Origin of the sequence: Pseudomonas sp. NPDC089547, from assembly GCF_050280665.1 — a bacterium.
Taxonomy (GTDB): Bacteria; Pseudomonadota; Gammaproteobacteria; order Pseudomonadales; family Pseudomonadaceae; genus Aquipseudomonas.
Map to the genome: position 1 here is coordinate 93,348 of NZ_JBNNVS010000011.1, position 25,009 is coordinate 118,356.

General features: G+C 63.9%; 25 protein-coding genes. 16 read left to right on the top strand and 9 right to left on the bottom strand.

Features of this window, described 5'->3' with window-relative positions:
- Nucleotides 1–10: 10 nt before the first annotated feature.
- Nucleotides 11–490: an N-acetyltransferase family protein gene (locus ACQKPZ_RS10550; RefSeq protein ID WP_427537541.1), complete on the bottom strand. Its 480-nt coding sequence runs from the start codon at nt 488–490 to the stop codon at nt 11–13.
- 124 nt (nt 491–614) lie between these two features.
- Between ACQKPZ_RS10550 and ACQKPZ_RS10555 the strand changes: the two genes are divergently transcribed.
- The 5 genes from ACQKPZ_RS10555 (at nt 615) to ACQKPZ_RS10575 (ending at nt 4,569) form a co-directional block, all read left to right on the top strand.
- Complete coding sequence (locus ACQKPZ_RS10555) at nt 615–1,244, top strand: LysE family translocator (RefSeq protein ID WP_427537544.1); 630 nt, start codon at nt 615–617, stop codon at nt 1,242–1,244.
- 21 nt (nt 1,245–1,265) lie between these two features.
- On the top strand, nt 1,266–2,138 hold the full coding sequence (locus ACQKPZ_RS10560) for an alpha/beta fold hydrolase (RefSeq protein WP_427537547.1): 873 nt from the start codon (nt 1,266–1,268) through the stop codon (nt 2,136–2,138).
- A gap of 96 nt (nt 2,139–2,234) precedes the next feature.
- The gene (locus ACQKPZ_RS10565; protein WP_427537550.1) at nt 2,235–3,122 is read left to right on the top strand and encodes a pirin family protein; all 888 of its coding nucleotides are present in this window, start codon (nt 2,235–2,237) and stop codon (nt 3,120–3,122) included.
- A gap of 73 nt (nt 3,123–3,195) precedes the next feature.
- On the top strand, nt 3,196–4,122 hold the full coding sequence (locus ACQKPZ_RS10570; protein WP_427537553.1) for a DNA-3-methyladenine glycosylase family protein: 927 nt from the start codon (nt 3,196–3,198) through the stop codon (nt 4,120–4,122).
- Between the two features lie 186 nt (nt 4,123–4,308).
- Nucleotides 4,309–4,569: a DUF1652 domain-containing protein gene (locus ACQKPZ_RS10575; RefSeq protein WP_427537556.1), complete on the top strand. Its 261-nt coding sequence runs from the start codon at nt 4,309–4,311 to the stop codon at nt 4,567–4,569.
- A 70-nt stretch (nt 4,570–4,639) separates the two neighbouring features.
- Here ACQKPZ_RS10575 and ACQKPZ_RS10580 read toward each other — a convergent pair whose 3' ends face one another.
- From ACQKPZ_RS10580 to ACQKPZ_RS10605, 6 genes are all read right to left on the bottom strand, one after another.
- Entirely contained in the window at nt 4,640–4,927 is a 288-nt protein-coding gene (locus ACQKPZ_RS10580) for a hypothetical protein (RefSeq protein WP_391133156.1), read from the bottom strand.
- Nucleotides 4,928–5,083: 156 nt separating this feature from the next.
- Entirely contained in the window at nt 5,084–5,731 is a 648-nt protein-coding gene (gene alkB, locus ACQKPZ_RS10585) for a DNA oxidative demethylase AlkB (protein WP_427537559.1), read from the bottom strand.
- A 228-nt stretch (nt 5,732–5,959) separates the two neighbouring features.
- A complete protein-coding gene (locus tag ACQKPZ_RS10590; RefSeq protein ID WP_427537562.1) occupies nt 5,960–7,405 on the bottom strand; it encodes a curlin in 1,446 nt (481 codons plus the stop codon).
- A 16-nt stretch (nt 7,406–7,421) separates the two neighbouring features.
- On the bottom strand, nt 7,422–7,895 hold the full coding sequence (locus ACQKPZ_RS10595; RefSeq protein WP_427537565.1) for a curlin: 474 nt from the start codon (nt 7,893–7,895) through the stop codon (nt 7,422–7,424).
- A gap of 15 nt (nt 7,896–7,910) precedes the next feature.
- Nucleotides 7,911–10,142 carry an Ig-like domain-containing protein gene (locus ACQKPZ_RS10600; RefSeq protein WP_427537568.1) on the bottom strand — a complete coding sequence of 744 codons (2,232 nt, stop codon included), beginning with the start codon at nt 10,140–10,142 and terminating at the stop codon, nt 7,911–7,913.
- Between the two features lie 32 nt (nt 10,143–10,174).
- On the bottom strand, nt 10,175–11,503 hold the full coding sequence (locus ACQKPZ_RS10605) for a hypothetical protein (protein WP_427537571.1): 1,329 nt from the start codon (nt 11,501–11,503) through the stop codon (nt 10,175–10,177).
- A gap of 268 nt (nt 11,504–11,771) precedes the next feature.
- Between ACQKPZ_RS10605 and ACQKPZ_RS10610 the strand changes: the two genes are divergently transcribed.
- From ACQKPZ_RS10610 to ACQKPZ_RS10635, 6 genes are all read left to right on the top strand, one after another.
- The gene (locus ACQKPZ_RS10610; protein WP_427537574.1) at nt 11,772–12,683 is read left to right on the top strand and encodes a LysR family transcriptional regulator; all 912 of its coding nucleotides are present in this window, start codon (nt 11,772–11,774) and stop codon (nt 12,681–12,683) included.
- Between the two features lie 98 nt (nt 12,684–12,781).
- Nucleotides 12,782–13,699, top strand: a complete 918-nt coding sequence (locus ACQKPZ_RS10615) for a hydroxymethylglutaryl-CoA lyase (RefSeq protein ID WP_427537577.1) — start codon at nt 12,782–12,784, stop codon at nt 13,697–13,699.
- Between the two features lie 24 nt (nt 13,700–13,723).
- Nucleotides 13,724–14,914, top strand: coding sequence for a CaiB/BaiF CoA transferase family protein (locus ACQKPZ_RS10620; protein ID WP_427537580.1), 1,191 nt, complete (start codon nt 13,724–13,726; stop codon nt 14,912–14,914).
- Nucleotides 14,915–14,926: 12 nt separating this feature from the next.
- Nucleotides 14,927–15,451, top strand: a complete 525-nt coding sequence (locus ACQKPZ_RS10625) for a gamma carbonic anhydrase family protein (RefSeq protein WP_427537583.1) — start codon at nt 14,927–14,929, stop codon at nt 15,449–15,451.
- 67 nt (nt 15,452–15,518) lie between these two features.
- Nucleotides 15,519–16,835 carry an MFS transporter gene (locus tag ACQKPZ_RS10630; protein ID WP_403203794.1) on the top strand — a complete coding sequence of 439 codons (1,317 nt, stop codon included), beginning with the start codon at nt 15,519–15,521 and terminating at the stop codon, nt 16,833–16,835.
- 45 nt (nt 16,836–16,880) lie between these two features.
- Nucleotides 16,881–18,161: an OprD family porin gene (locus tag ACQKPZ_RS10635; RefSeq protein ID WP_427537586.1), complete on the top strand. Its 1,281-nt coding sequence runs from the start codon at nt 16,881–16,883 to the stop codon at nt 18,159–18,161.
- Nucleotides 18,162–18,227: 66 nt separating this feature from the next.
- Here ACQKPZ_RS10635 and yghU read toward each other — a convergent pair whose 3' ends face one another.
- On the bottom strand, nt 18,228–19,067 hold the full coding sequence (gene yghU / locus ACQKPZ_RS10640; protein ID WP_427537589.1) for a glutathione-dependent disulfide-bond oxidoreductase: 840 nt from the start codon (nt 19,065–19,067) through the stop codon (nt 18,228–18,230).
- Between the two features lie 200 nt (nt 19,068–19,267).
- Here yghU and ACQKPZ_RS10645 point away from each other — a divergent pair, with 200 nt between their 5' ends.
- Entirely contained in the window at nt 19,268–20,314 is a 1,047-nt protein-coding gene (locus ACQKPZ_RS10645) for an alpha/beta hydrolase family protein (RefSeq protein ID WP_427537592.1), read from the top strand.
- Here ACQKPZ_RS10645 and ACQKPZ_RS10650 read toward each other — a convergent pair.
- Nucleotides 20,276–21,469: an MFS transporter gene (locus tag ACQKPZ_RS10650; RefSeq protein WP_427537595.1), complete on the bottom strand. Its 1,194-nt coding sequence runs from the start codon at nt 21,467–21,469 to the stop codon at nt 20,276–20,278. The genes ACQKPZ_RS10645 and ACQKPZ_RS10650 overlap by 39 nt on opposite strands.
- 349 nt (nt 21,470–21,818) lie before the next feature.
- On the opposite strand from ACQKPZ_RS10650, the gene ACQKPZ_RS10655 reads away from it, so the two are divergent.
- From ACQKPZ_RS10655 to ureC, 4 genes are read left to right on the top strand one after another with little or no spacing between them, the layout of a single operon-like run.
- Complete coding sequence (locus tag ACQKPZ_RS10655; RefSeq protein ID WP_427537598.1) at nt 21,819–22,652, top strand: urease accessory protein UreD; 834 nt, start codon at nt 21,819–21,821, stop codon at nt 22,650–22,652.
- A gap of 9 nt (nt 22,653–22,661) precedes the next feature.
- Nucleotides 22,662–22,964 carry an urease subunit gamma gene (locus ACQKPZ_RS10660; RefSeq protein WP_427537601.1) on the top strand — a complete coding sequence of 101 codons (303 nt, stop codon included), beginning with the start codon at nt 22,662–22,664 and terminating at the stop codon, nt 22,962–22,964.
- A 19-nt stretch (nt 22,965–22,983) separates the two neighbouring features.
- Entirely contained in the window at nt 22,984–23,301 is a 318-nt protein-coding gene (locus tag ACQKPZ_RS10665) for an urease subunit beta (RefSeq protein ID WP_391133213.1), read from the top strand.
- Nucleotides 23,298–25,001 carry an urease subunit alpha gene (ureC, locus tag ACQKPZ_RS10670; protein WP_427537604.1) on the top strand — a complete coding sequence of 568 codons (1,704 nt, stop codon included), beginning with the start codon at nt 23,298–23,300 and terminating at the stop codon, nt 24,999–25,001. Before ACQKPZ_RS10665 ends, ureC begins: the two co-directional genes overlap by 4 nt.
- Nucleotides 25,002–25,009 lie beyond the last annotated feature (8 nt).

The window sequence follows — 25,009 nt, forward strand, 5'->3', positions numbered from 1 at the left end:
AAGCGAACCATCACCCGTGGGCAAATGCTGCCAGCTTCTCGCCATCCAGCCGGTAGCGCACCCACTCGTCCTGCGCCTCGGCCCCCAGCTTCTGATAGAAGCCGATCGCCGGCTCGTTCCAGTCCAGCACGCTCCACTCCAGGCGCCCGCAGTTGTTCGCCACCGCCTCGCGGGCAATGTGCCGCAGCAATTGCCGGCCGGCGCCGTCGCCGCGCTGCTCAGGCGTAACGTACAGGTCTTCCAGGTAAATGCCGTTGCGCCCCAGCCATGTCGAGTAGCTATAGAAGTACACGGCAAAACCGACGGCCCGGCCATCACGTTCGCACATCAGGCTGCGTACCGTGCTGCCTTCGTCAAACAGGCTGTGCTCGATGTCTGCAAGCGTAGCGACCACCTCGTGACGGGCGCGCTCGTAGTCGGCCAACTCGGTAATGAAGGCCAGGATCTGCTCGGCGTCGGTGCGAACGGCAGGGCGAATGGTGAGGCTCATGGTGACGGCTTCCTTGGTCCGGGTTGGCAGTACAGTAATGTGTAATCACATAATTTAATATAACTGTACCGGTCGCAGGAGAGGGCGACTCCGTTAGTGTGACAGCACCTATAACGAAAGTGGAATGCCCGCCATGCTTGCCTCTGCCGACCTGCTGACAGCCTTCGTGCTGTTTGCTTTTGTGTCTTCCATCACCCCTGGGCCCAACAACACCATGTTGCTGGCCTCGGGGGTGAACTTCGGCGTGCGCCGCTCTATCCCTCATGCCCTGGGTATCAGCGTCGGTTTCATGGTGATGGTGCTGGCTGTCGGGCTGGGCCTGGGTGAGGTGTTCAAGGCGTGGCCGGCGCTGTACACGGTGCTGCGTTACACCGGCGCTGCCTACCTGTTGTACCTGGCATGGAATATCGCCACGTCCGGGCCGGTTGGCTCGGCTTCGTCCAGCGCCCGCAAACCGCTGGGCTTCTGGGGTGCAGCGGCATTTCAGTGGGTCAACCCCAAGGCCTGGGTGATGGCGGTGGGGGCGATCACTACCTACACGCCGGCGCAAGGCTACGTGACCAACGTGATCGTCATCGCCGCTTTGTTCGCCTTGGTCAACCTGCCCAGCGTCGGTGTCTGGGTGATGTTTGGCAGCGCCCTGCGCAACCTGCTGCAGAACCCGCGCTGGCTGATGCTGTTCAATGTCCTGATGGCCTTGTTGCTGGTGATTTCACTCTACCCGTTGCTGTTTGTAGAATCGTCGTTTTCCTAGCCCCGCGAGTACCGCAAGCCGATGCAGTTGAATCCCTGGTCCCACGAATGCGCCGAAGGTTTCACCCTGCGTGGCTGGCAAACCCCGGCCAGTGGCAAGCCGTTGCTGCATTTTTTGCACGGCAACGGCTTCTGCTGCCTGGCCTACCAGCCGTTGCTGATGCGCCTGGGCGAGCAGTTCGACCTGTGGCTTTGCGATGTTCAGGGGCATGGCGACAGTGATCATGGCGGTGTGTTTCGGGGCTGGAACCGCACTGCCGAGCTGGCAGTGCAAGCCTTCCAGGCCGGGCGTGGCGAGTACGGCGACGTGCCCCGGTTTGCGGCAGGGCACAGCTTCGGCGGCGTGCTCACCGGCCTGATGCTGGCCAGTGAGCCGCAACTGTTTGCACGTGCGGTGCTGCTTGACCCGGTACTGTTCAGCCGACGCATGATCGGCGTGATGGGGGCGGCAGCACTGGTTGGCCTGCACCAGCGCCATGCGTTGGCACGCAAGGCCGCCAGCCGCCGCAGCCACTGGCCCGACCGCGAGGCGGCGCTGGCTTCACTGAAAGGGCGGGGCATTTTCAAGGGCTGGACCGATGCGGCGTTGCAAGCCTATGTCGACCATGCCATCGGCGATTGTGGTGATGCCGTGGTGCTCAAGTGCCGGCCCAGCCGGGAAGTGGAAATCTTCAGTTCCTTCCCCAAACGCATGTGGGCGAGCCTTACTGCCATCAGTACCCCAACGCGGGTCTTGTATGGCGAACAGACCTATCCTTTCGTGCCACATTCGGTGCACCGGCTGACGGCGCTCAACCCGCATGTAAGCGCGCAACAGGTCGCGGGTGGGCATTGTTTCATGCAGGAGGACCCGGCCATGGCTGCGGAACAGGTGATCGGTTTCTTGCAGGGCTGACTGTTCCATCTGTGGAACGATGCATGCCATATCGGCTAGCTACCGCCTGATTGGCAACATTGATAAGGTTATCTCAGCCAAGAGAGGAGCCTTCTCATGAAAAAGATTCTGGGTATCCACCGCAGCCCACATGCCCATTGGGTAGGTGACGGCTTCCCGGTGCGCAGCCTGTTCACCTACGACAACCTGGCCAGCCAGATCAGCCCGTTCCTGTTGCTGGACTACGCCGGCCCCCATGACTTCAGCCCGACCACTGCGCGGCGTGGCGTTGGTCAGCACCCGCATCGCGGCTTCGAGACCGTGACCATCGTGTACCAAGGCGAACTGGAGCACCGTGACTCCACAGGCGCTGGCGGCTTGATCGGCCCAGGCGATGTGCAGTGGATGACCGCGGCCAATGGCATCATCCATGAAGAGTTCCACTCCCCGGGCTTTGCCCGCAGTGGCGGTGCGCTGGAAATGGTGCAGCTGTGGGTCAACCTGCCGGCGCGTGACAAACGTGCAGCAGCCGGTTACCAGACATTGCTGGCACAGGACATTCCGGTGATTGCGCTAGAGGGCGAGGGCGGCAGCTTGCGGGTGATTGCCGGTAGCTACCGTGGGCACGCCGGCCCGGCGCGCACCTTTACCGCCATGGATGTGTGGGACCTGCGGCTGAATGCCGGTGCGGCCCTGCAACTGCCAGTGGCCGCCGGGCGCAACGCAGCGCTGGTGGTGTTGCGCGGTAACGTGCGGATCAACGGCGAGCGCGACGCCGGGCCATCCAGCCTGGTGCTGCTTGACCGGGGTGGCGAGGACATAGCCATTGAAGCACTGGAAGGTGCCAGTGTGCTGCTGCTCAGTGGCGAGCCTATCGACGAGCCGATTGTCGGGTATGGCCCGTTCGTGATGAACAGCCAGGCAGAGATCGCCGAGTCGTTCGACGACTTCCATGCCGGGCGGTTTGGGCAGATGCAAGATGAGCGGGAAGGTGCGGCGCACTGATCCTGCTTGATGGGTTGTCCTGTGCTGGCGGTAGGGCCAGCACAGGCGAAACATTTGCTGGCATGATGCACCCATGCCCAAGCTCTCCCGACTACACGCCGTGCGCAGGTCATTGCCCACCCCCGGGCAGCACACCCTGTGGCTGCGCTACCGCCTGCCTTATCACTGGCCCTCTACCTTGGCCTTCCTCGCCGCCAGATGCATCCCTGGTATCGAAGCATACGAGGGCGATACGTATCGTCGCACCCTGGCAATCGCCGGCCATCACGCTGTCCTGCACGCCACGCCATCGCGCAACCTGCTGCGCGTGCGCCTTGAAGGCGTTCCGTCAACTGCGCTGCCCGGCCTGATTGCCAGGTTGCGGCGCTTTTTTGACCTCGACGCCGAGCCCGCGCGCATCGAGGCCGAGTTATCCCGCGACCCCTTGATGGCCCGTTTGCTCCATGAACGCCCAGGCCTGCGTGTGCCACAAGGCTGGGACGCCTGTGAGCAAGCCATGCGTACCGTGCTGGGCCAGCAAATCAGCGTGGCCGGCGCCATGACCCTGGCCGGTCGCCTGGTGCAGCGTTACGGCGCGCCGCTACGCATTTGCTCGCCGGGCCTGAGCCATCTGTTTCCGACGTTGCCGGCGTTGGCGGTAGCGCAGTTCGAGCGCATGGGCATGCCAAGGGCTCGCGCCGCTACCTTGGGCACCTTGGCCAATGCACTGCTTGCCAACCCTGGGCTGCTGCGCACCGGTCAGTTACTGGACGACCTGCTGCGCAACCTGTGCCAACTCAAGGGCATCGGGCCCTGGAGCGCCCAGTACCTGGCATTGCGCCAGGCCGGCGCGGCCGATGCCCTGCCATTGGGTGACGTGGCGTTGGTCAAGGCGTTGCGCTTGCTGGAGGGCGAGGGCGCGCAACTGGGTGAACGCGCCTTGGCCTGGCGACCGTGGCGCGCCTACGCAGCGCAGCACTTGTGGGCATCGCTGAGCACGAGCAAGACCACTCGTCGTTAAGTGTGCGATTACGTTCGAACCCACGGCCGCTGCTGGCAATCTTCCACTAAGGTGCTAAGGGATTCCCCGCACGATCATTGCCCCGGCGCATGGACGCCTGCCCCGGCATGCGCAATATCAATTGGCGCCCCGCCCGACAAAGGCGTAATCACACACAACAGGCCATCGCACAGAGAGGGTCGTACCATGTCGTTGATAGGAGTTTCGATGCTAGAGATGCGGCAGATGATCGAGCAGGCCTGCTTGCCTGATCGCTGTGAAGTCAGCTGCCTGGATGGCACCAACCTGACCATCCGCCTGGGTCAGGGTCAGCGTCTCGACGAGGGCGTGACCCTGAGCGGGGTCCCGCTGCAAAGCCTTAACAGCTGCCGTGACCTGGTCCACCTGGTAGGTCAGCTGCACGCACTACGTGACAGCCACCCGGGGGCACTCAAGGCCATTGCCTGAATGCGCCAACGTACCCCGGCCAGCAGAGCCTGGCCGGGCGTGCGTACTTTGCCTGAACCACCCCATCCTGCTATTGAAGTTCCAGCACCAGGTTCAAGCCCCCATCCCCGCATTTGACGTGGTCCCGCACCACACCATGGTAGTTGCGCCCATCCCAGACGAACGCCACGCTGTGCGCCCGGTCAACCTTGTCCGGGAGCGGCGGGCAGATATGCAGGCGCAGCGCCGGGCGGCCTTGCAGGCTGAGGTCGGCGAGTTGGCATTGGCACTCCACGCTTTGTGCGACAGGGCCGAACAGGGTGTCACGCACGTAATCGAGCTGCAGCGAAGCATTAGGGGCGCGGCCGGGCATTTTCATGGGCGCGCGGCTCCTGCGAAGGGAGGCATAGGGCGAGAGGTGCAGGGCATGGCAGGCTCCGGGTGATGGAAGCGGCTTATCATTTGAAGCTTGCCTGACCAAGATGTTCAACGTGTTTCATGCACGTTCATCTTGTTTTTCAAACGGTCAACCGGCTCAGCCACCTGCCTTGCGCAAGGTGAGGTTGATGCGCCGCTCGCCCATGCGCTCATGCACGCCGGGCTTGATCGGCAATACACCATGAAAGCGCAGGCGGTCTTCACCGCCCCAGACCAGCACGTCGCCATGGCTCAATGGTATGCGCTGGGTCTTGTCGCTTCGTTGCAAGCCCCCAAGCAGGAACACGGCCGGCAACCCCAGCGACACCGACACGATTGGCTGGCCGAAATCCTGCTCGTCACGGTCCTGGTGCAGGCTCAGGCGGGTGCCGGGCAGGTAGTGGTTGACCAGGCAGGCGTCCGGTACGAAATGCTCGAACCCTGCCATGGCGGCGGCGCGGGCGGCCAGGGCGAGCAAGACCGGGGGCAGGGCAGGCCAGGGCTTTGCGCTGAGCGGGTCGTTGGGGCTGTAGCGGTAGCCGCGTTCATCGCTGACCCAACCCAGTGCGCCGCAGTTGGTCAGGGCAACCGCCATGCGCAGGCCACCCGGGGTGTGCATGTGCCGGAACGGCGCGGCACGCAGCACCGGGCGCAGGGCGTCGAGCAGGGGTTCGATTTCACCCAGGGCGAACCCGGGCAGCAGCACGGTATGGCTGGCCAGGCGTTGCGGCTGGGGGCCGAACAGGTCGAGGTCGGACTGGATCATGGGGGTGGAAGTCGGGTTGGGTGCTGAGCATTGTAATGCGGCTTGGCAGGTCTGGCCTATTCGCGGGTGAACCCGCTCCCACAGGGACCGCACAGATGTCAGCCCTGCGGCATGCCTGTGGGAGCGGGTTCACCCGCGAATGGGCCGGAAAAACAAACGGAAATGGTGCAGGAAAAAAAGGAACCGCGGCACCAGGGAGAGGAGCACCGCGGTTCAAGGGGGAAAGGTCTACTTCTGGGTCACAGTGGCCATGTTTGCGCTGCCCATCTGTGTGATGGTGGCGGTTTGGGCGATACCGCTCTGGTCGACGAACGCCTTGTTACCCTGGCCTCCCTGGGTCACGTAGGCGACGTTGATACTGTCAGTCTGTTTGATGGTGGCTTCGTTGCCGCTACCGTACAGCTGGTTGGTGTAGCTCTGGTTGCTGTAGCCGGACTGGTCCAGCGTGATGGAGTTGCCGGTGCCTTGGCTGTTGCCGTAGGCATAGTTGTCGGTACCACGCTGGTCGGCGATCAGGATGTTGTCGGTACCGTTCTGCTCGAAATACAGCTCGTTGTTGCTGTCGGCCTGCTTGGTCTGCATCTGGTTGCCGTTGCCCTTCTGGGTCAGCGTGGCCAGCTGGTTGTCACCGTTCTGGGTCAGGTTGACGCCGTTGCCGTTACCGGTCTGGTTGATGGTGGCGTTCTGGTTGGTGCCGAACTGGCCACCCAGCTTGGCGCCTTTCCAGTTGCTGGCGGTGATGGTGTTGCCATTGCCCTTGGTGTTGATGGTGAGGTTGAGGTTTTCACCATTCTGGTAGGTGTAATGCAGGTTGTTGTTGCCGTTCTGGGTAATGGTGGTGGTGGCGTTGTTGGTCTCGAACTGATCGGACCAGCTGGCGTTGGCCCGGCCCTGTTGCGACAGGCTGACCTTGTTGTCGGCACCGAAGCTCTGGTCGATGTAGCCCTCGTTGAGCTGACCTGTCTGGGTCACCGAGGCCTGGCTGCCGATCTGGGTGTCCTGCCACACTTCCACCGAGTTGCCGCTGCCATACTGGCCGATGCCGATGGTGCCGCCGGTGCCGTCTCGCTGGTCGCCATAGGCCCAGTTGCCCTGGCCATCCTGGTAGACCTGGATATCACCATCGAGGTGGTTCAGGTGCTCGGCGGCGGCGTAGTTGTCCTGGCCGGCCTGGTTGATGGTGCTGCGGTTGTTGCTGCCGCCGAAGGTCTGCTCGATGAAGGCCTCGTTGCGCTGGCCGGATTGCCAGGTGGTAGCCTTGCTGCCTTCCTGGGTGTCCTGCCACACCGTTGAGGCGTTGCCGCTGCCTTGCTGGGTTTGCAAGGCTTCGTTGCCCTGGCCCACCGACTGGCTGGCGAAGGCGTCGTTGAGGCTACCACTGGCGTGCTGGGTGATCTGGCTGCCATTCTCGAACAACTGCTCGGCGTAGCCGGCGTTGAACTGCCCTGTGGCGCTTTGCTTGATATCGCTGGTGCTCTCGGTTTGCACGGCCAGGTGGTTGTGGCCTTTGCCGGTCTGGTTCTGGGTAGCAGAAGCGAAGGACGCCTGGGTCTGGGTGACCTCGGCAATGTTCTCTTTACCGTCCTGGGTCTGGGACGAGGTGCTGTCAGCAGCCATGGCCTGGCCTGCAAGGGCCAGGACGATAGCGGCACTGAGGGGAGCGAGCTTGTACATGGTGGTGCCTCCAGGTCTATCGGTATTGGGTGATCTGAACATGCTGGCCATTGCCGGTCTGGGACACGGAGCTGTTGAGGCCCGAACCGGACTGCACGATGCTGGCGCTGTTGTCGTTGCCGATCTGCTCGATGGCTGCACGGTTGCTGCTGCCGCTCTGGCGGATCGACGCGCTGTTGCCATTTCCCTGTTGGCTGATGCTGGCCATCAGGTCACTACCTTCTTGCAGGATGTACGCTTCCTGCGCGCCACCGGCCTGGATGATGCGGCCCAGCAGGGCCTGGCCATTCTGGTCGAGGGCGGCGCGGTTGCCCGACCCCTGCTGCTCGACCACCGCAGCCTGGCCGGCGCCGACCGGTAACAGGCGGATGATCACCGGGTCACCGAGGTCGTTGCCGGGCGCAAGGTCGGCATTGTCCATCAGGTCGTCGGCCCAACTGGCCTGGCCCGCCAGGGCCAGGCTGAGCAGCAGTGGATACAGGCATTTCATGGCGTTACCCCGCCTTTACTGCACAACCACGTTGACGGTGCGGGTGGTACCCGGGCTGGTGGTGATGGTGGCCGTCGGCGCGGCAGTCGGGATAACCGTGGTGCTGTTGCTCACCGACAGGCGCCAGCGGCCATTCACCGGCACCGTGGCGGTACCCAGTGTTTGCACCCCGGTGGTGGTGGTGACCCGGACGGTGACAACGTTGCCCGTGGTTACCGATGAGGTGCCGCTGAAGTCCCAGTTGTATCGGTTGTTGGAGCGCGCCGTGACGGTGGCTGCCGTGATTGCGAAGGTTTCGGCGGCAGGCCGTGGCGACACGTTGACGGTTACCGTACCTGGGGTGGACAGCGCCCCCAGCGAGTCACGCGCCTGGTAGGTGAAGGTGGTGGTGAAGGCGGCGGTCACCGTGGCCGGTGGCGTGTAGGTCACGGTGGTGCCATCGGTGCTGACTGTGCCGCGGCCAGCAGCGGGTTGAGTGACGGCGGCAACGGCCAGCGGCAGGTTGCCTTCCGGGTCGGTGTCGTTGGCCAGTACGTTGATGGTCAAAGGCACGCCCAGGGTGGCGACGGTTTCCGGGTTGGCGGTTGGCGCCTGGTTAGGCGCGACATTGACGGTGACCGTGGCCGGTGTCGACTTCAGGCCCTTGGCGTCCACCGCCCGGTAGCTGAAGGTGGCCACCAGCGGTTGCGTGGCCCCGGCCGGCGGGGTGTAGGTCACCGAGGTGGTCCCGTTGAGCACCACGCCACCCAGGCCAGTGCCGGGTTGGGTGAGGTCACTGATGCTCAGCGGCACGTTGCCGTCGGGGTCGCTGTCGTTTTGCAGCAGGTTGAGGGTAATCGGCACACCGACACTGGTGCTGCCGACGTCGGCCTGTGCCAGTGGTGGCTGGTTGGCCGCTTCGGCCGGGGCATTGCCAACCACCAGCACCGGTTCCACGTCGCTGCCGCCGTGGGCAGACTTGACCGTAACGGTGGCTGGCGGTTGCGACACGTCGTTGACCGTGATGCTTTGCAGGGTGCCGGATTTGGACATGCGGCCGTAACCCTGGGCAAGCATGTCCGGCACGACGACCTCGTCACTGGACCTGGCCTCGATCAGCAGGCGCTTGTTGGCCCAATCATAGCGTGCGGTGCTGACTTTCACCACGTCGGTCAGCTTGCTGGACAATGCAGTCGGTTGGGTGCCGCCGGCACTGTTGCTGGCCGTGACCACCACCACGGCTGGTGGAACAGCCTGGCTGAGCTGCTGGCTGAAGAACAGGCCGTTGTTGTCTGCCGTGAGGTTGAACTGGCAAGGCGAAGGCGGTGTGCCGATCAGGGCCAGACCATTGCGCATGCACAAGCTGGCCTCTTTCGGCGCCTTGGCGAACACTTCCACGCGGGTGCCGCTGCCATTGCGTGAATAGGTGGCGCGCTCCAGGGTGACCGGTGTTTGCGCACGCTGGTCCAGCACCTTCCCCGATACCGTGAACAACGCGGTCTCGATACGCCCGGGCGGGCCGTCGATACGGATGAAGTTGGTGTTGAACGGGCTGCCGACCACGGCTTCCGGGCGGTTCGGGTCACCAATGAAGGTTTCGGTGTTGCCGGTGTCCGGGTTGACCTCGGTGTAAGGCCCGCCCACCCCGCGCAGCCATGGCCCGAGTGCACCGTTGAGCGCCCCGGTGAAGTTGCCCGGTGCGCCGATGCCGATGTCGCGGGTGATGTTGATCGCCCGCCGCCCTGGCGTGGTGACGTTGACCGTCTCTACACCGTAGGGGTGGGTGATGGTGTAGGTACCGGCGCGCGGCACCGAAACGCGGATGCGAATACGGGCGAAGCTCTGCTGGTCGCCGTCTACCGGGTTTTCGGCCGCGAAGGCCGCTTCCAGCCCTGCAACGTAGGCATCCAGTTCATAGCCACTGTTGCCTACGGCAGGGATGGTGGCTTCGGCCAGGAACCAGAACATTTCTGGCGGCCAGTTGTCGGGGAACACCAGCGGCAGCGCGTCATCGTAGATGCCGGGCTCCGGCAGCAGGGTGCACATGTACGACGGGGCAGCCGGGGTACCCGGTACCCGGGTGCTGGTGGCACGTGACTGGCACAGCTCCAGGGACTGGTTGAGGCTGTCCTTGTACCACATGGGGTAGCCGCCCGTGGCAAAGGTATACGGCCCCGGGTCGACTTCAGACAGCGCGGCAAAGGCAGCGCTGGTAACGGTGAGGGAAAAACCGGCGGCGAACAGCGCACGGCGCGACCAAGTGTTCATGCGGCCTCCTTGAAGGCTGAGCCTTTGTCTGTTCATGGCACCAGCACCACGTCTTCGGTGTCGCTACCACCATTGGCACTGGTGACCTGCACCTTGGCCGGCGGGATCGGCGAGAGGGTCATGCTCAACGTTTTCACGGCGCCGGTACCGCCCAGGTTGCCGATCAGCGTGCCGTTGCCGGTATGTGCGGTTAGCACTGGCGGGGTGGTTTCGTCGCTGGTGCTTGCCACCAGGGTCAGCTCGCCCGTGGAGAGGCGGTATTGCGCCTGGGTGATGGTGACCAGATCGGTCAGCGGCACGTTGCGCGTGGTCAGGCTGCTGGTCGGGATCGCCACGCTGTTGTCGGCGCTCAGCGTCAGGATGGTGCCGGCTGCCGGGTTGAGGGCCGACTGGGCATACCAGGCGCCGGTGCCGTTGGCCTCGGTGAGGTTCAGGCTGGGCGCCTGGCTGGTCAGGGTGACGCTGGCCGGTGGAGGTGGGGCCATCACGAAGATATCCTGCTGCGCGCGCAGGTTGCCGTTCTCGGTGTGCCGCGAATACGTACTGCGTTGAGGCATCAGCGGGGTAGGCAGGGCGACGGTCGAGAGCTTGCCGGAAATCGCGAACAGTTCCGTACGCAGGTCGATGCCCCCGGGGCCTTCGATACGTACGAAGTTGGTGTTGAACGGGCTGCCGGTTACCCGTTCTTCCAGGTTCGGGTCACCGATGAAGCGTTCGTTGCCTTCGGTGTACGGGCCGTTGACACTGCGCAGGAACGGCCCGACATCGCCCTTGAGCGCGCCGGTGAAGTCACCTGCGCCGGCAATGCCGATGTCGCGGGTCATGTTGATCGCCCGGCGCCCGGCGGCAGGCACATCGAAGACTTCGACGCCGTAGGGGTGGGTGACCACGTAGGTGCCGGCGGTGGGTACATCGACCCGGATGCGAACCCGAGCGAAGCTGACCTGGTCACCCTCGACCGGTTCTTCGGCGGCGAAAGCCGCCTCGATCGCGGTACCGTAGCTGAGGTCGATGCCACGTGCGGCGTCGACGATGGCGGCGTCGGCGGTGAACCAGAACGCTTCGTCAGGGAAGTTGGTGGGGAAGACGATGGGTTGGGTATCGTCGAACACACCGGGTGTGGGCAGCAGCGTGCACATGTACGACGGTGCGCCGGGTGCGCCGGCAACCCTGGAGCTGACCGCCTTGGTCAGGCACAGGTCGAGGGTACGACCGTGACTGTCCTGGTACCAGGCTGGGAAGCCGCCGTTGGCGGGGACGTAGGCGCCTGGATCGACAGCGTTCAGGGCAGCCTGCGCCGGGAGCTGGAGCATGCCGGCGAAAATCGCCACAGCCAGCGGGTGGGGTATCGGTCGGTGCATGAGTCTATTCCTCCTGCAAACGGGCCCATGGACTTGGGGCGTCTGGCAGGAGATCGGCAAGAGCTGTGCCATAACTTGAAAATTGCGTTGCAGGCCTTGTGGCACATGGGATCCAGCTTTCAGCCACGGCGCTTTACACGTTGTTGTGGGTGGGCACCGTTCCCCCAGAGTTGGGGATTGGGGCAGGCCTTTGCGACCCAACAGACGGGGGGCTTGCCGATTTTGCTACAGTGCACCGGCCTTCCACCTCCCGATGCCGAGCAAAGCCATGCAGCCCCTCGACCACCTGTCCCTGAGCCTGTTTATCGTCGTTTGCGAAGAAGGCACCATCGCTCGCGCTGGCGAGCGCGCATTCATGGCGCCGTCCGCCGTCAGCAAACGTATTTCGGACATTGAGGCGCGTTTTGGCACCGCTTTGCTCAAGCGCAGCAAACGCGGCGTGGAGCCTACTCCGGCAGGTCAGGCCCTGCTGCGACATGCGCGGGAAATGACCCGCGCCATGGAACGCCTGGACAGTGAGCTGAGCGAGTACGCTGAAGGTGCGCGCGGCCATGTGCGGGTGTTGGCCAATGTGTCGTCGATCATGGAGTTCCTGCCTGAAGAACTGTCGGCGTTCATGCTGCAAAACCCGCTGATCCAGGCCGATATCGAAGAGCGCTTCAGCCCGGACGTGGTGCGCGGTGTGGCGGAGGGCAATGCGGACCTGGGGATTTGCCGCAAGTCCATGGCGGTGGGCGACCTGGAGTTCGTGCCCTATCGCCAGGACCACCTGGCCGTGGTGGTTGGCGCCGAACATCCCTTGGCCGGGCGCAGCCAGGTTGCCTTTGAAGACACGCTGGATTACGAACACCTGGGCCTGTCGGCGTTTGCCACCTTGAACAGCTTCATGCGCAAAAGTGCCGAACAGGCGGGTAGGGAGTTGCGTTTTCGCTCGTATGTGTCGTCGTTTGACGCGGCGTACCGCCTGGTGCAGTTCGGCCTGGGCCTGGCGGTGTTCCCGCAGGAAGCCGTGGCCCGTTATGCGGCGTTGTTCGACCTGCGAGTGATCCCGCTGACTGACGATTGGGCGCTGGGTGAGTTCGTCATCTGCATGCGCGACCGGCACACGTTGTCACTGTCGGCGCGCCGCCTGCTGGACCACCTGCTGTTGCGTGCGCCTGCCTGGCAGATGCCGGGCTGATCCATCGTGGTTGACGATGGATCAGCCCGTGAAACACGTCTTTTCCCACCGTCATGCAGCTCGTAGTCTGGCGCAACGCTTCAGACAGAGAGACCGTGATGACAACAATAACAATCAACGAAGTCGGTATGCGCGATGGTTTGCAGAGCTTGCAGACGATTATGCCGACAGCGGCCAAGCGCCGCTGGATCGACGCCGCTTATGCCGCCGGCGTGCGCCATATGGAGGTTGCTTCGTTCGTGCCGGCACGCTTGCTGCCGCAAATGGCCGATGCCCGCGAAGTGGTGGCCCATGCGCTGACATACCCGGACCTGCACGTCACTGTATTGGCGCCGAACCTGCGCGGGGCACGGGATGCACTGGAGTCCGGCGCTCATCGTATTGTCGCCCCGGTGTCGGTCAGCATGGCGCACAGCCTGGCCAACGTGCGGCGCACGCCGATGGAGATGGTCGAAGAGCTGGGGCGCATGTGCCAACTGCGTAGCGAAATGGGCCTGCAAGCGGTGCAGGTGATTGCCGGTATGTCAGTGGCCTTTGGCTGCACGCGCCAGGGCGAGGTGCCGCTGGCCGACCTGTGTGCACTGACGCGCCAGGTGATAGAAGCCGGTTGCGACCTTGTCTCGCTGGGCGACACCACTGGCTACGCCAACCCGGGCCAGGTGGCGACGGTGCTGCAGGCCGTGCGGGCGATTGCCGGCGAACGCCTGAGGGCCGCGCACTTTCATGACACCCGTGGCCTGGCCCTGGCCAACAGCCTGGTCGCGGTGCAGCAGGGCATCCGCGAACTGGATGCCTCGCTGGCGGGCCTGGGTGGCTGCCCGTTCGCCCCTGGCGCCTCTGGCAACACCGTCACCGAAGACTTGGTGTTCATGCTGCAAAGCATGGGCTACCACACCGGTATCGACTTGCCTGCCCTGATCGAGTCGCGCCATGTGCTGAGCGAGGCGTTGCCGGGCGAGCCCCTGTACGGCTGCATCGCCCGCGCCGGATTACCGCTGAATTTCGCCACCGCCTGACCCGCCCGAACGAGGAATGAAAAGATGTCCAGACTTCCCTTGGACGGCATCCGTGTCGTCGAGATTTCGCACATGGTCATGGGCCCGACCTGCGGCATGATCCTTGGTGACCTTGGCGCCGAAGTGATCAAGATCGAACCCGTGCGTGGCGACGGCACGCGCCGCCTGCTGGGGGCGGGCGCGGGTTTCTTTCGCACCTTCAACCGCAACAAGCAATGCATCGCCGTCGATGTCGAAACGCCGGAAGGCCGTGAGGCCGTGCTGCAACTGATCGACACCGCCGACGTGTTCATCGAGAACTTCAAACCCGGGCGCATGCACAAGCTGGGCCTGGATTACGCCGCGCTGCGTCAACGCAACCCACGGTTGATCTACGCCTCGCACAAGGGCTTCCTCAGTGGGCCCTATGACAACCGCCTGGCGCTGGACGAAGTGGTGCAGATGATGGCTGGCCTGGCCTACATGACAGGGCCGGTGGGCCGCCCCCTGCGCGCAGGCAGTTCGGTAAACGACATCATGGGTGGCATGTTCGGTGCCATTGGCGTGCTGGCTGCGCTCAACGAGCGCCATACCACCGGCACTGGCCGCGAGGTGCAAAGCGCCCTGTACGAGAACTGTGTGCTACTGGCCGCCCAGCACATGCAGCAATACGTGGTCACCGGCCAGGCCGCAGCACCGATGCCCAACCGCATCAGTGCCTGGGCCATCTATGACGTGTTCAGCTTCGCCGGTGGCGAGCAGATGTTCGTTGCCGCAACCGGTGAGGGGCAGTGGCACGCGCTGTGCCAGGTACTGGGGCAGACCGCCTTGCTCGATGACCCGACGCTGGCCAGCAACAACGACCGCGTGTTGCAACGCCCGCGTCTGCTGGCGCACCTGGCCGAGGTGTTCGCACCCCTGGATGCCGAGCAGCTGGCGTTGCAACTGGAAGCCAACGGCATACCCTTTGCGCCGATCCGCCGCCCGGAAGAACTGTTCGACGACCCGCACCTGCAGCAGAGCGGCGGCATGGCCGACCTGCAACTGGAAGACGGCAGCCACACACCGATGCCGTTGCTGCCCCTGTCGCTGGACGGCCAGCGCCTGCAGCCACGCCGGGCGATTGCGCGGGTTGGCGAGCACACCCGCCAGGTGATGCGCGAGCTGGGTTACAGCGATGAGCACATCGCCCAACTCTGCGCAGCCGGCGTACTGAAAACCGACGACGCGGCTTGAGGAGAAGTTGAAATGGCGATTTACCAATACGACACCCTCGTGCCCAGCCTGCACCCGGAAACCTTCGTTGCCGAGGATGCCAGCGTGATTGGCGACGTTACCCTGGAACAAGGCGTCAGTGTGTGGCCGCAGGCCGTGCTGCGGGGTGACAACGAACCCATTCGGATCGGCCAGCACAGCAACGTGCAGGAAGGTGCGGTGCTGCACGCCGACCCCGGCTTTGCGCTGACCGTGGGGCGGGGTGTCACCATCGGCCACCAGGCAATGCTGCATGGCTGCACCATCAGTGATGGTGCGTTGATCGGCATCCAGGCGGTGATCCTCAATGGCGCGGTCATTGGCAAAAACTGCCTGGTCGGTGCCGGTGCCATCGTTACCGAGGGCAAGGTGTTCCCAGACAATTCGCTGATCCTGGGGGCACCGGCCAAGGTGGTGCGGGAATTGACGCCGCAAGCCATCGCCGCCATGCAGCGCAACGCCGCCGAGTACGTCGACAAAGGCCAGGCCTTCAAGGAAAAACTGATCCGCATCCGCTGAAAAATCTGCAAGCGGCGCCCACCGAGGCGCTGCTGCTCTCCAATAATTACAAGAATGGAGATCCACCATGGTTGCCATGACAGGCGAACTGGCGCGTGAGCGCACCGACAGTCACATCGATGAACTGCTGCTGTACCGCCGCGTGGCCTGGCGCATCATGCCGCTGGCCATCATCTGCTTCCTGTTCTCGTACTTCGACCGCATCAACATCAGTTTCGCCAAAGCCCAGATGCAGCAGGAACTGGGCCTGAGCGATGCCGCCTACGGCCTGGCCGCAAGCATGTTCTTCGTGGGCTACGTGCTGTTCGAGGTGCCCAGCAGCCTGGGCCTGAAGCGCTACGGCGCACCGGCCTGGATCTGCCGGATCATGGTGTCGTGGGGCCTGGCCACGGCGGCGCTGGTGTTTGCCTATACCCAGTACACCCTGTACTTCCTGCGTTTTCTGATCGGCGTGATGGAGGCCGGCTTCGGCCCGGCGATCCTGTTCTACCTGGCTTGCTGGTTCCCCCGCAAGCACCTGGCGAAGATGAATGGGTTGTGGTTCCTGGCGGTGCCGCTGGCGGGCGCGGTGGGTGGCCCGGCAGCCGGCTTCTTGCTGGGCACCATGGACGGCGTGCTGGGCCTTGCCGGCTGGCATTGGTTGTTCCTGATGTCCGGCCTGCCTTGCGTGGTGCTGGGGCTGTTGGTGCTATGGAAGCTGGACCGTGACATCGACGCGGCAAAATGGTTGAGCCGTGAAGAGAAAGACCTGCTGAAGGAAAACCTGGCCCAGGACAAACGCACCGAAAAGCCTATTCTCGGTTCGATCTGGCGGGTACTGCTGACCCGCGAAGTGGCAATCATGGCGTTCATCTACTACGTGGTCAAAACCGCGTCGTATGGCCTCAACTTCTGGATGCCGCACCTGATCAAGTCATCGGGTGTGCAGGACATGCTCTGGGTCGGTGTGCTGTCTGCGTTGCCTTACGCAGTGGCCTGCATCGGCATGGTGTTGCTCACCCGCCGCTCCGACCGTACCGGCGAGCGCAAGCGCTACCTGGTGTATTGCCTGCTTGCAGCGGCTGTCGGCTACTTGCTGGCGTGCCTGTTTTCCGACTCGTCGGTAGCAATGATGGCCGCGTTGGTGCTGGCCACCGCAGGCACCTTCATTGCCATCCCGATCTTCTGGACCATCCCGCAATCGACCTTCTCGGGCCTGGCGATTGCCACCGGTACTGCGGCGATCAACTCGGTCGGGCAACTGAGCGGCATCGTTGCGCCGGTGATGGTGGGCAAGATCAATGACCTTACCGGCAGCACCTCCATGGGCATGCTGTCCATTGCCCCGCTGATCCTGATTGCCTGCCTGGTGGTGATGCGCTACGTGCGCAACCCCAAAAACTGATTGGCGCCGAGCCTTCGCGAACAACAACAAGAACAAGGCACCCCCATGATCAATACATCCCGGCGAGCATCGCTGATGCTCGCGGCGCTTTGCTGCGCCTGGCAAACCGCCCAGGCCGCCTTTGTCGATGACGGCAGTGGCAGCCTGGAACTGCGCAATTTCTATTTCGACCGCGACTTCCACGGTGACAGCGCCAGCCAATCCCGGCGTGGTGAATGGGCCCAGGGCTTGATGCTGCGCTTGCAGTCTGGCTACACCGGCGGCGTGCTCGGCTTTGGCCTGGACCTGGCGGGCATGCTGGGGGTGAAGCTGGATTCCTCGCCCGACCGCAGCGGCACCGGCCTGCTGCCACGTGGCAGTGACAAAAGCGCCGTGGATGACTACGCCAAGGCTGTCGCTACGTTCAAGGCCAGGCTGGCGCAGAGCGAATTGAAAGTCGGTGGCCTGAGCCCGCAGCTACCGCTGCTGGCGTCCAACAACAGCCGGCTGTTCCCTCAGTGGTTCAACGGTGCGCAGCTGGTCAGCAAGGACCTGGACCGGTTTACCTTTACCCTGCTGCACGTCGATGCCACCAAGTTGCGAGACTCCACCGACTACGAGCACCTGACGGCCATGGCGCAGCAAGGGGCCTATTCGGCAACGGTCACCAGCGACCGGTTGTACTACGCCGGTGCTGACTATCAAGCCCTGAACAACCTCACCCTCAGCCTGCACACCAGTACGCTGGAGGACCTGTTCCGCCGTGATTTTGCCGGGTTCAAGTTCAAGACCGGTCTTGGCCCGGGGGACGTCTTCACCGAGTGGCGCTGGTTCAGCGCTCGGGAGCAGGGCCGTGCAATGCTGGGCGAAGTCGACAACCAGACGCTCAGCACCAACTTCGGGTATAGCGTTCAGGGCCATACCTTCAGCGGTGGTTATCAGAAAGTGCGTGGTGATACGGCGTACGCCTACGTGGGGGGCACCGATACTTATCTGTTCAGCGAACAGCAGGTCAGCACGTTTGCCCTGGCGAACGAGCGGGCCTGGATGCTGCGGTATGACTACAACTTTGCTGCCTTGGGTATCCCGGGGCTTACCTTCAATGTGCGCTATGTGAAGGGCGATCAGGTGGACCCGCAGCGCATTGCCAGCACCAAAGGCCAGGCGTTGGCAGCTGGTGATGGCGAAGGCCGGGAATGGGAGCGGACCACGGATATCACCTACGTGGTGCAGTCGGGGCCGCTGCGCAATGTATCGCTGCGTTGGCGTAATGCGAGCATGCGTTCGAACTTTGCCGATGCGGCAGATGAAAACCGGGTGATTGTGGGGTATACGGTCGAGTTTTGAGCGTTACCCGGTTGGCGTGTGGCAGCCTCCCAGCAAGAAAGCTGCCCAGCATATTGCCGTAACCTGTTAATCAAGGTCCGCCGCAGCGTGCCGCTCCGGCACCTGGCTGTCTTCATCCCCCCAGGTGCGGTTCACCCGGGTACCGCGCTGCACCGCAGGGCGCAGGGCAATCTCCTCGGCCCAGCGCTGCACATGGGGGTACTCATCCACCGCCAGGAACTCTGCCGCGCCATACAGGTTGCCGCGCACCAACTGGCCATACCACGGCCACACGGCGATGTCGGCAATGCTGTACTCGTCACCGCCCAAATAGCGGCTTTCAGCCAGACGGCGTTCAAGTACATCCAGCTGGCGCTTGGCTTCCATGGTGAAGCGGTTGATGGCGTATTCGAACTTTTCCGGCGCATAGACATAGAAATGCCCAAAGCCACCGCCCAGGTAAGGTGCCGCACCCATTTGCCAGAACAACCAGTTCAGGCTCTCGGTACGCGCAGCCGGTGATGCGGGCAGCAGTGCTGCGAACTTGTCCGCCAGGTACAGCAGGATCGAGCCCGATTCGAACACTCGCACCGGCGGTTCGACACTGCGGTCGAGCAGGGCAGGGATCTTCGAGTTGGGGTTTACCTGCACGAAGCCACTGGAAAACTGGTCGCCCTCGCCAATGCGGATCAGCCAGGCATCGTATTCGGCACCGGCATGGCCCAGGGCGAGCAGCTCTTCAAGGGCAATCGTGACCTTGACGCCATTGGGCGTGGCCAGGGAATACAACTGCAGCGGGTGCTTGCCCAGCGGCAGCTCCTTGTCGTGCGTGGGGCCGGCAACCGGGCGGTTGATGCTGGCGAACTGGCCGCCGGATGCTGCGTCGTTGCGCCAGACCTTGGGTGGCACGTAGGCGGGCTTGCTCATGCATGAATCTCCTTCAATGGCGCAATACGGTCACGTATTAACGTGGACCTGCATCTATGCCACGGGTTCGACGCCATGCGCAAATGCATAGCGCGCACGCGCACCCTGCATGACGAGGGTTTCATCCAGTTTTCATCCGGTGTGTGCCACGCCGGTTCTATGCTGGGCCATCACTTCGCCCTGCAAGGAACCGCCGGCCGATGACCATTCCACGCTGCGTGTTGGCCCTGGCCCTACTCGGCGGCCTGCTGGCCCATGCCGAGGCTGCGTCTTGGGTCGCCGGCATGCACCACATGACATTGACCGACCCGGTCGATAGCCGGCCAATGCAAGCGCTGGCGTTTTACCCCGCTACCGGCAAAACCCGCAGCAGCCGCATAGACGGCTACCCCATCGAGGTGGCGGAAGAGGCACCCGTTGCCATGGGCGAGTTCCCGTTGCTGGTGCTGTCCCATGGCAATACCGGCAGCCCGCTGGCCCTGCATTACCTGGCCACCTCGTTGGCGCGCCAGGGCTTCGTGGTGGTGGCGGTCGTGCACCCCGGGGACAACGCCCGCGACCACAGTCGCCTGGGCACCCTGAGTAACCTTTATGGTCGGCCGCTACAGGTCAGCGCTGCAATCAGCGCCGCCCGTGACGACGGATTGCTCGGGCCTTACCTGAATGATGGCAAGGTGGGCGTGATCGGCTATTCGGCCGGCGGTGAAACGGCGTTGATCCTGTCTGGTGCGCGCCCCGACCTGGACCGCCTGCGTCAGTATTGCCTGGAGCGCCCGAACGACGCCGATGCCTGCAAAACCCACGGTATTCTGATCGCCGACCGCAGCGAGCTGGCGCCACAGGCAGACCCGCGCGTAGGGGCCGTGATGCTGATGGCTCCGCTGAGCCTGCTGTTTGGCCGCCATGCCTTGGCCGGTGTGCAGGTGCCTGCGCTGATCTACAGCGGTGACAGCGATCAGCTGGTGGCCGTGGACCGCAACGCCGAGGCGCTGGCCCACAAGCTGCCGGTCACACCGGATTACCGCCTGTTGGCCGGCGCTGGCCATTTTGTGTTCATGGCCCACTGCGACACCGAGCAATACGCGCGCATGCCGGCGTTGTGCAAAGATGCCGAGGGTGTGGACCGCCGCCATATCCATCATTCGCTGGAACGGGAAACGGCGGCGTTTTTCAGCCAGGCACTGGGGCCGGCGCAACTGGGCGAGCGATCAGCCGAGGCGGGCGCGACGCGACAGCAACAGCGTTAGGCCTACCCCGGCCAGGGCGAGTAGGGCTGCCACGCAGAAGATCGACGCATAGCCCAGGTGCACGGCCACTGCCCCCATCACCGGCCCGGCGATGGCGAGGGCCATGTCGAAGAACACTGCATAGGCGCCCAACCCCGCGCCACGGCTGCTGCTGGGTACCTGCTTGATGGCTTCGACGCCCAGCGCTGGATAGACCAGCGAAAGCCCGAAACCCGTAAGCCCGGCGCCCACCAGCGCCCAGGCCGGCGAAGGCGCCAGCCACAGCAGGCTCAGGCCGAGCACCTCGGTGCCCATGCAGGCGACTGCCACGTTGTAGCCACCAAAGCGGTTGACCGCGTTGACGAACAGCAGCCGCGAAATGATGAAGCACACACCAAATGCACTCAGGCACCAGGCGGCGCCGGCCCAGCCGCGCTCCAGGTAGTACAGGGTGACGAAGGTGGTCAGGGTGCCATAGCCGATCGAGGCCAAGGTCAGGCCCAGGCCGCATGGGGCGACACGACCAAAAGCGGACCAGAACGGCAGGCGCTCGCCGCGTACCACCACCACGTCAGGCCGTTTGCGCAACACCAGCAGAGCAACAACCGCCAGTACCAGCAATGCCGGCCCGAGCACGCTGAAGTCCAGCCCGTCCACGGCCAGCACGCCCAACGGGGCGCCAATCGCGATGGCACCATAGGAGGCGATACCGTTCCACGAGATCACCCTGGCGGTGTGTTCGGGGCCGACCTGGCTGATGCCCCAACTCAAGGTGGCCACGCCGATCAGCCCCTGGGCGATGCCCAGCAGCAACCGGCCAGTAAGCAATAGCGCCAGGCTGAGCAGCGGCAGCGTCAGGGACCAGGCGGACAGCAGGGTCAGTACACCGCAACCGGCAATCCCCAGCAGGCCGAAGCGGATGGCCTGCTTGCCGCCGAGGGTATCTGCAACGCGCCCGGCGAACGGGCGGCTAAGCAGGGTGGCCAGGTATTGCAGGCCAATGGTCACGCCGGCGATCACCGCGCCAAAGCCCAACTGGTCGTGCACATAGCCAGGCAGCACCGCAATCGGCAGGCCGATGCAGAGGAAGGCAATGAAGGTATAGAAAACGATCGACAGGATCTGCAGGGTGATGTGCAGGGTATTGCTGGTGGGGGCGGGTTGTTGCGCGGTCATGGGCTCTTTCGCGGGTGGGCGGTTGGGCGTGGGTCCATGATGGCTGTTACATCCGGGAAATGAAAGCAGGCTAACGAATTATTCGTCGGGCGGAGCTTGCAGTTCCGTAGCAATGAAGGGCACCGAAACAGGGCCCGGGTACGCCCCCGCTTTGTGCGCCATCCCCCGGTATGCCCGATGCCAGAGCGGCTGCGCTAAAAGTTTCATCTGCCTTCACCTGCGGAGTTGGCCCGCAACCTGCTATATCCAGCCTGCGAATTTGATCGAGTGGTCAGGCCGTGAGCGCAAGCAGCGCCCTGCGCCGGACTCTCTAAACGGCCGATAGGCCACGGATTTCAGGGGCCGCAGGATGTCGCTCGCGGAGCAGATCGAACTACAACAAGACGATGCAGGCTGGAGCGCCCACCTGCAGTTGCGCTTTGTCAGGCGTGACGATGTGACCCGCCTTGGTGCGTGGCGGCATTTCGGACCTCTTTTGGTGCAGCGGCCTTTCTATCCTGAAGGTGCACCGTGCCACGTTTACGTGCTGCACCCGCCGGGCGGCGTTGTCGCCGGCGACCGTCTGGAACTGGATATCCAGCTGGAACCCGGCAGCCACGCACTGCTGACCATGCCCGGTGCCAGCAAGTTCTACCGCAGCATTGGCCCGACAGCACGGTTGACCCAGCGCTTTCGGCTGGGCGCTGGCAGCACCCTGGAATGGCTGCCGCAAGACAGCATCTTCTTTTCGGGCGCCCGCGCCAGCCTCGACAGCCGTTTTACCCTGGAACCCGGGGCGCGCCTGTTGGCCTGGGAGACCCTGTGCATGGGGCGCCCGGTGATGAACGAGCGTTTCGAACAGGGCGCGCTGGACAGCCGTTTGCACATCGAACTGCCCGACGAAGTCGGCCTGCATGAACGCCTGCGCATAGAAGGCGGGCGCCTGGACAAGCTCGGCGGCCACCCGTTGCTCGCTACGTTCTGCGCGGCACCGGCCGACCAGGCGGTACTGGAACAGGTTCGCCCATTGCTCGATGAACTGGCCAACCCGGCTGGCGCGACGCTGCTGGGGTCGCTGCTGGTCATCCGTGTAGTCGACCATGACAACCAACACTTGCAACGCACCCTGCAACACCTGTGGCACGTGCTGCGTCCGGCCGTCCTCGGCCTGCCTGCGTGCCCTCCACGAATTTGGGCCACCTGAGAGAGCGCCATGGAGCTGACCCCGAGAGAGAAAGACAAACTGCTGCTGTTCACCGCCGCCTTGCTGGCAGAACGGCGCCTGGCGCGTGGCCTGAAGCTCAATTACCCGGAAGCCGTGGCGCTGATCAGTGCCGCTGTGCTGGAAGGCGCCCGCGATGGTCGCACCGTGGCCGAACTGATGAGCCTGGGGCGCGAAGTGCTGACCCGTGACCAGGTGATGCCCGGCATTGCCGAAATGCTCCACGACGTGCAGGTCGAAGCGACCTTCCCGGATGGCACCAAGCTGGTGACCGTGCATGACCCCATTGTCTGAACCCGCCCAGGAACCCCACATGATCCCAGGTGAAATCCAGGTCGCCGCTGGCGACATCGAACTGAACACTGGCCGTGAAACGGTCAGCGTCAGCGTGGCCAACCACGGCGACCGGCCGGTACAGGTCGGCTCGCACTACCACTTCTACGAAGTCAATGACGCGCTGGTGTTCGACCGTGCGCCTACCTTGGGCTTTCGCCTGGATATTCCGGCCGGCACCGCGGTGCGTTTCGAGCCGGGCCAGGCACGTACCGTGCAATTGGTGGCCTACGCTGGCAAGCGTGAGGTGTATGGCTTCCAGGGCAAGGTGATGGGCGCGCTGGAGGGCAGGGTATGAGCCGTATTTCTCGCCGGGCCTATGCCGACATGTTTGGCCCCACGGTCGGCGACCGCGTGCGGCTGGCCGACACGGCACTGTGGGTAGAGGTGGAGAAAGACTTCACGATCTACGGCGAAGAGGTGAAGTTCGGCGGCGGCAAGGTAATCCGCGACGGCATGGGGCAAGGCCAGATGCTGGCCGCCGAGGCCATGGACCTGGTGCTGACCAACGCCTTGATCATCGACCACTGGGGTATCGTCAAGGCCGATATCGGCATTAAGCACGGGCGTATTGCGGTGATCGGCAAGGCCGGCAACCCCGATGTGCAACCCGGCGTCAATGTGCCGGTGGGCCCGGGCACCGAAGTGATCGCGGCCGAGGGCAAGATCGTTACCGCGGGCGGCGTCGATTCGCATATCCACTTCATTTGCCCGCAGCAGGTAGACGAAGCGCTGAACAGCGGTGTCACCACCTTCATCGGCGGTGGCACCGGGCCGGCCACCGGCACCAATGCCACCACCTGCACCCCCGGCCCCTGGTACCTGGCGCGCATGCTGCAGGCCGCCGACAGCCTGCCGATCAACATTGGTTTGCTGGGCAAGGGCAATGCCTCGCGGCCAGAAGCGTTGCGTGAGCAGATCGCGGCCGGTGCGGTGGGCCTCAAGCTTCATGAGGATTGGGGTTCGACACCGGCAGCCATCGACTGCTGCCTGGGCGTGGCCGAGGAAATGGACATCCAGGTGGCGATCCACACCGACACCCTCAATGAGTCCGGGTGCATTGAAGACACCTTGGCGGCCATCGGTGACCGCACCATCCATACCTTCCACACCGAAGGCGCCGGTGGTGGTCATGCGCCAGACATCATCCGCGCGGCGGGGCAGGCCAACGTGCTGCCGTCTTCGACCAACCCGACCCTGCCGTACACGGTCAACACCGTGGACGAGCACCTGGACATGCTCATGGTCTGCCACCATCTGGACCCGAGCATCGCCGAGGACGTGGCCTTTGCCGAATCGCGCATCCGTCGCGAAACCATCGCGGCAGAGGACATCCTGCATGACATGGGAGCCTTTGCCATGACGTCCTCCGACTCACAGGCCATGGGCCGGGTGGGTGAAGTGGTGCTGCGCACCTGGCAGGTCGCCCACCAGATGAAACTGCGACGCGGGCCTTTGCCACCTGACACGCAGTACAGCGACAACTTCCGGGTCAAGCGCTACATCGCCAAGTACACCATCAACCCGGCGCTGACGCATGGCATCGGCCATGAAGTCGGCTCGGTGGAGGCGGGCAAGCTGGCGGACCTGGTGCTGTGGTCGCCGGCGTTCTTCGCGGTCAAACCGGCGCTGGTGATCAAGGGCGGAATGATCGTCACCGCGCCGATGGGCGATATCAACGGCTCCATCCCCACGCCGCAGCCGGTGCATTACCGGCCGATGTTCGGTGCCCTCGGCGCGGCGCGGCATGCCACACGCATGACCTTCCTGCCCCAGGCGGCCATGGACAGTGGCCTGGCCGAAGACCTGAACCTGCGCAGCCTGATTGGCGTGGTCAACGGCTGCCGCCGCGTGCGCAAGCCGGACATGGTCCACAACACCTTGCAACCGCTGATCGAGGTAGATGCGCAGACCTACCAGGTACGCGCAGATGGCGAACTGTTGGTCTGCGAGCCGGCCAGCGAATTGCCGCTGGCCCAGCGTTACTTCCTGTTTTGAAGGAGCAC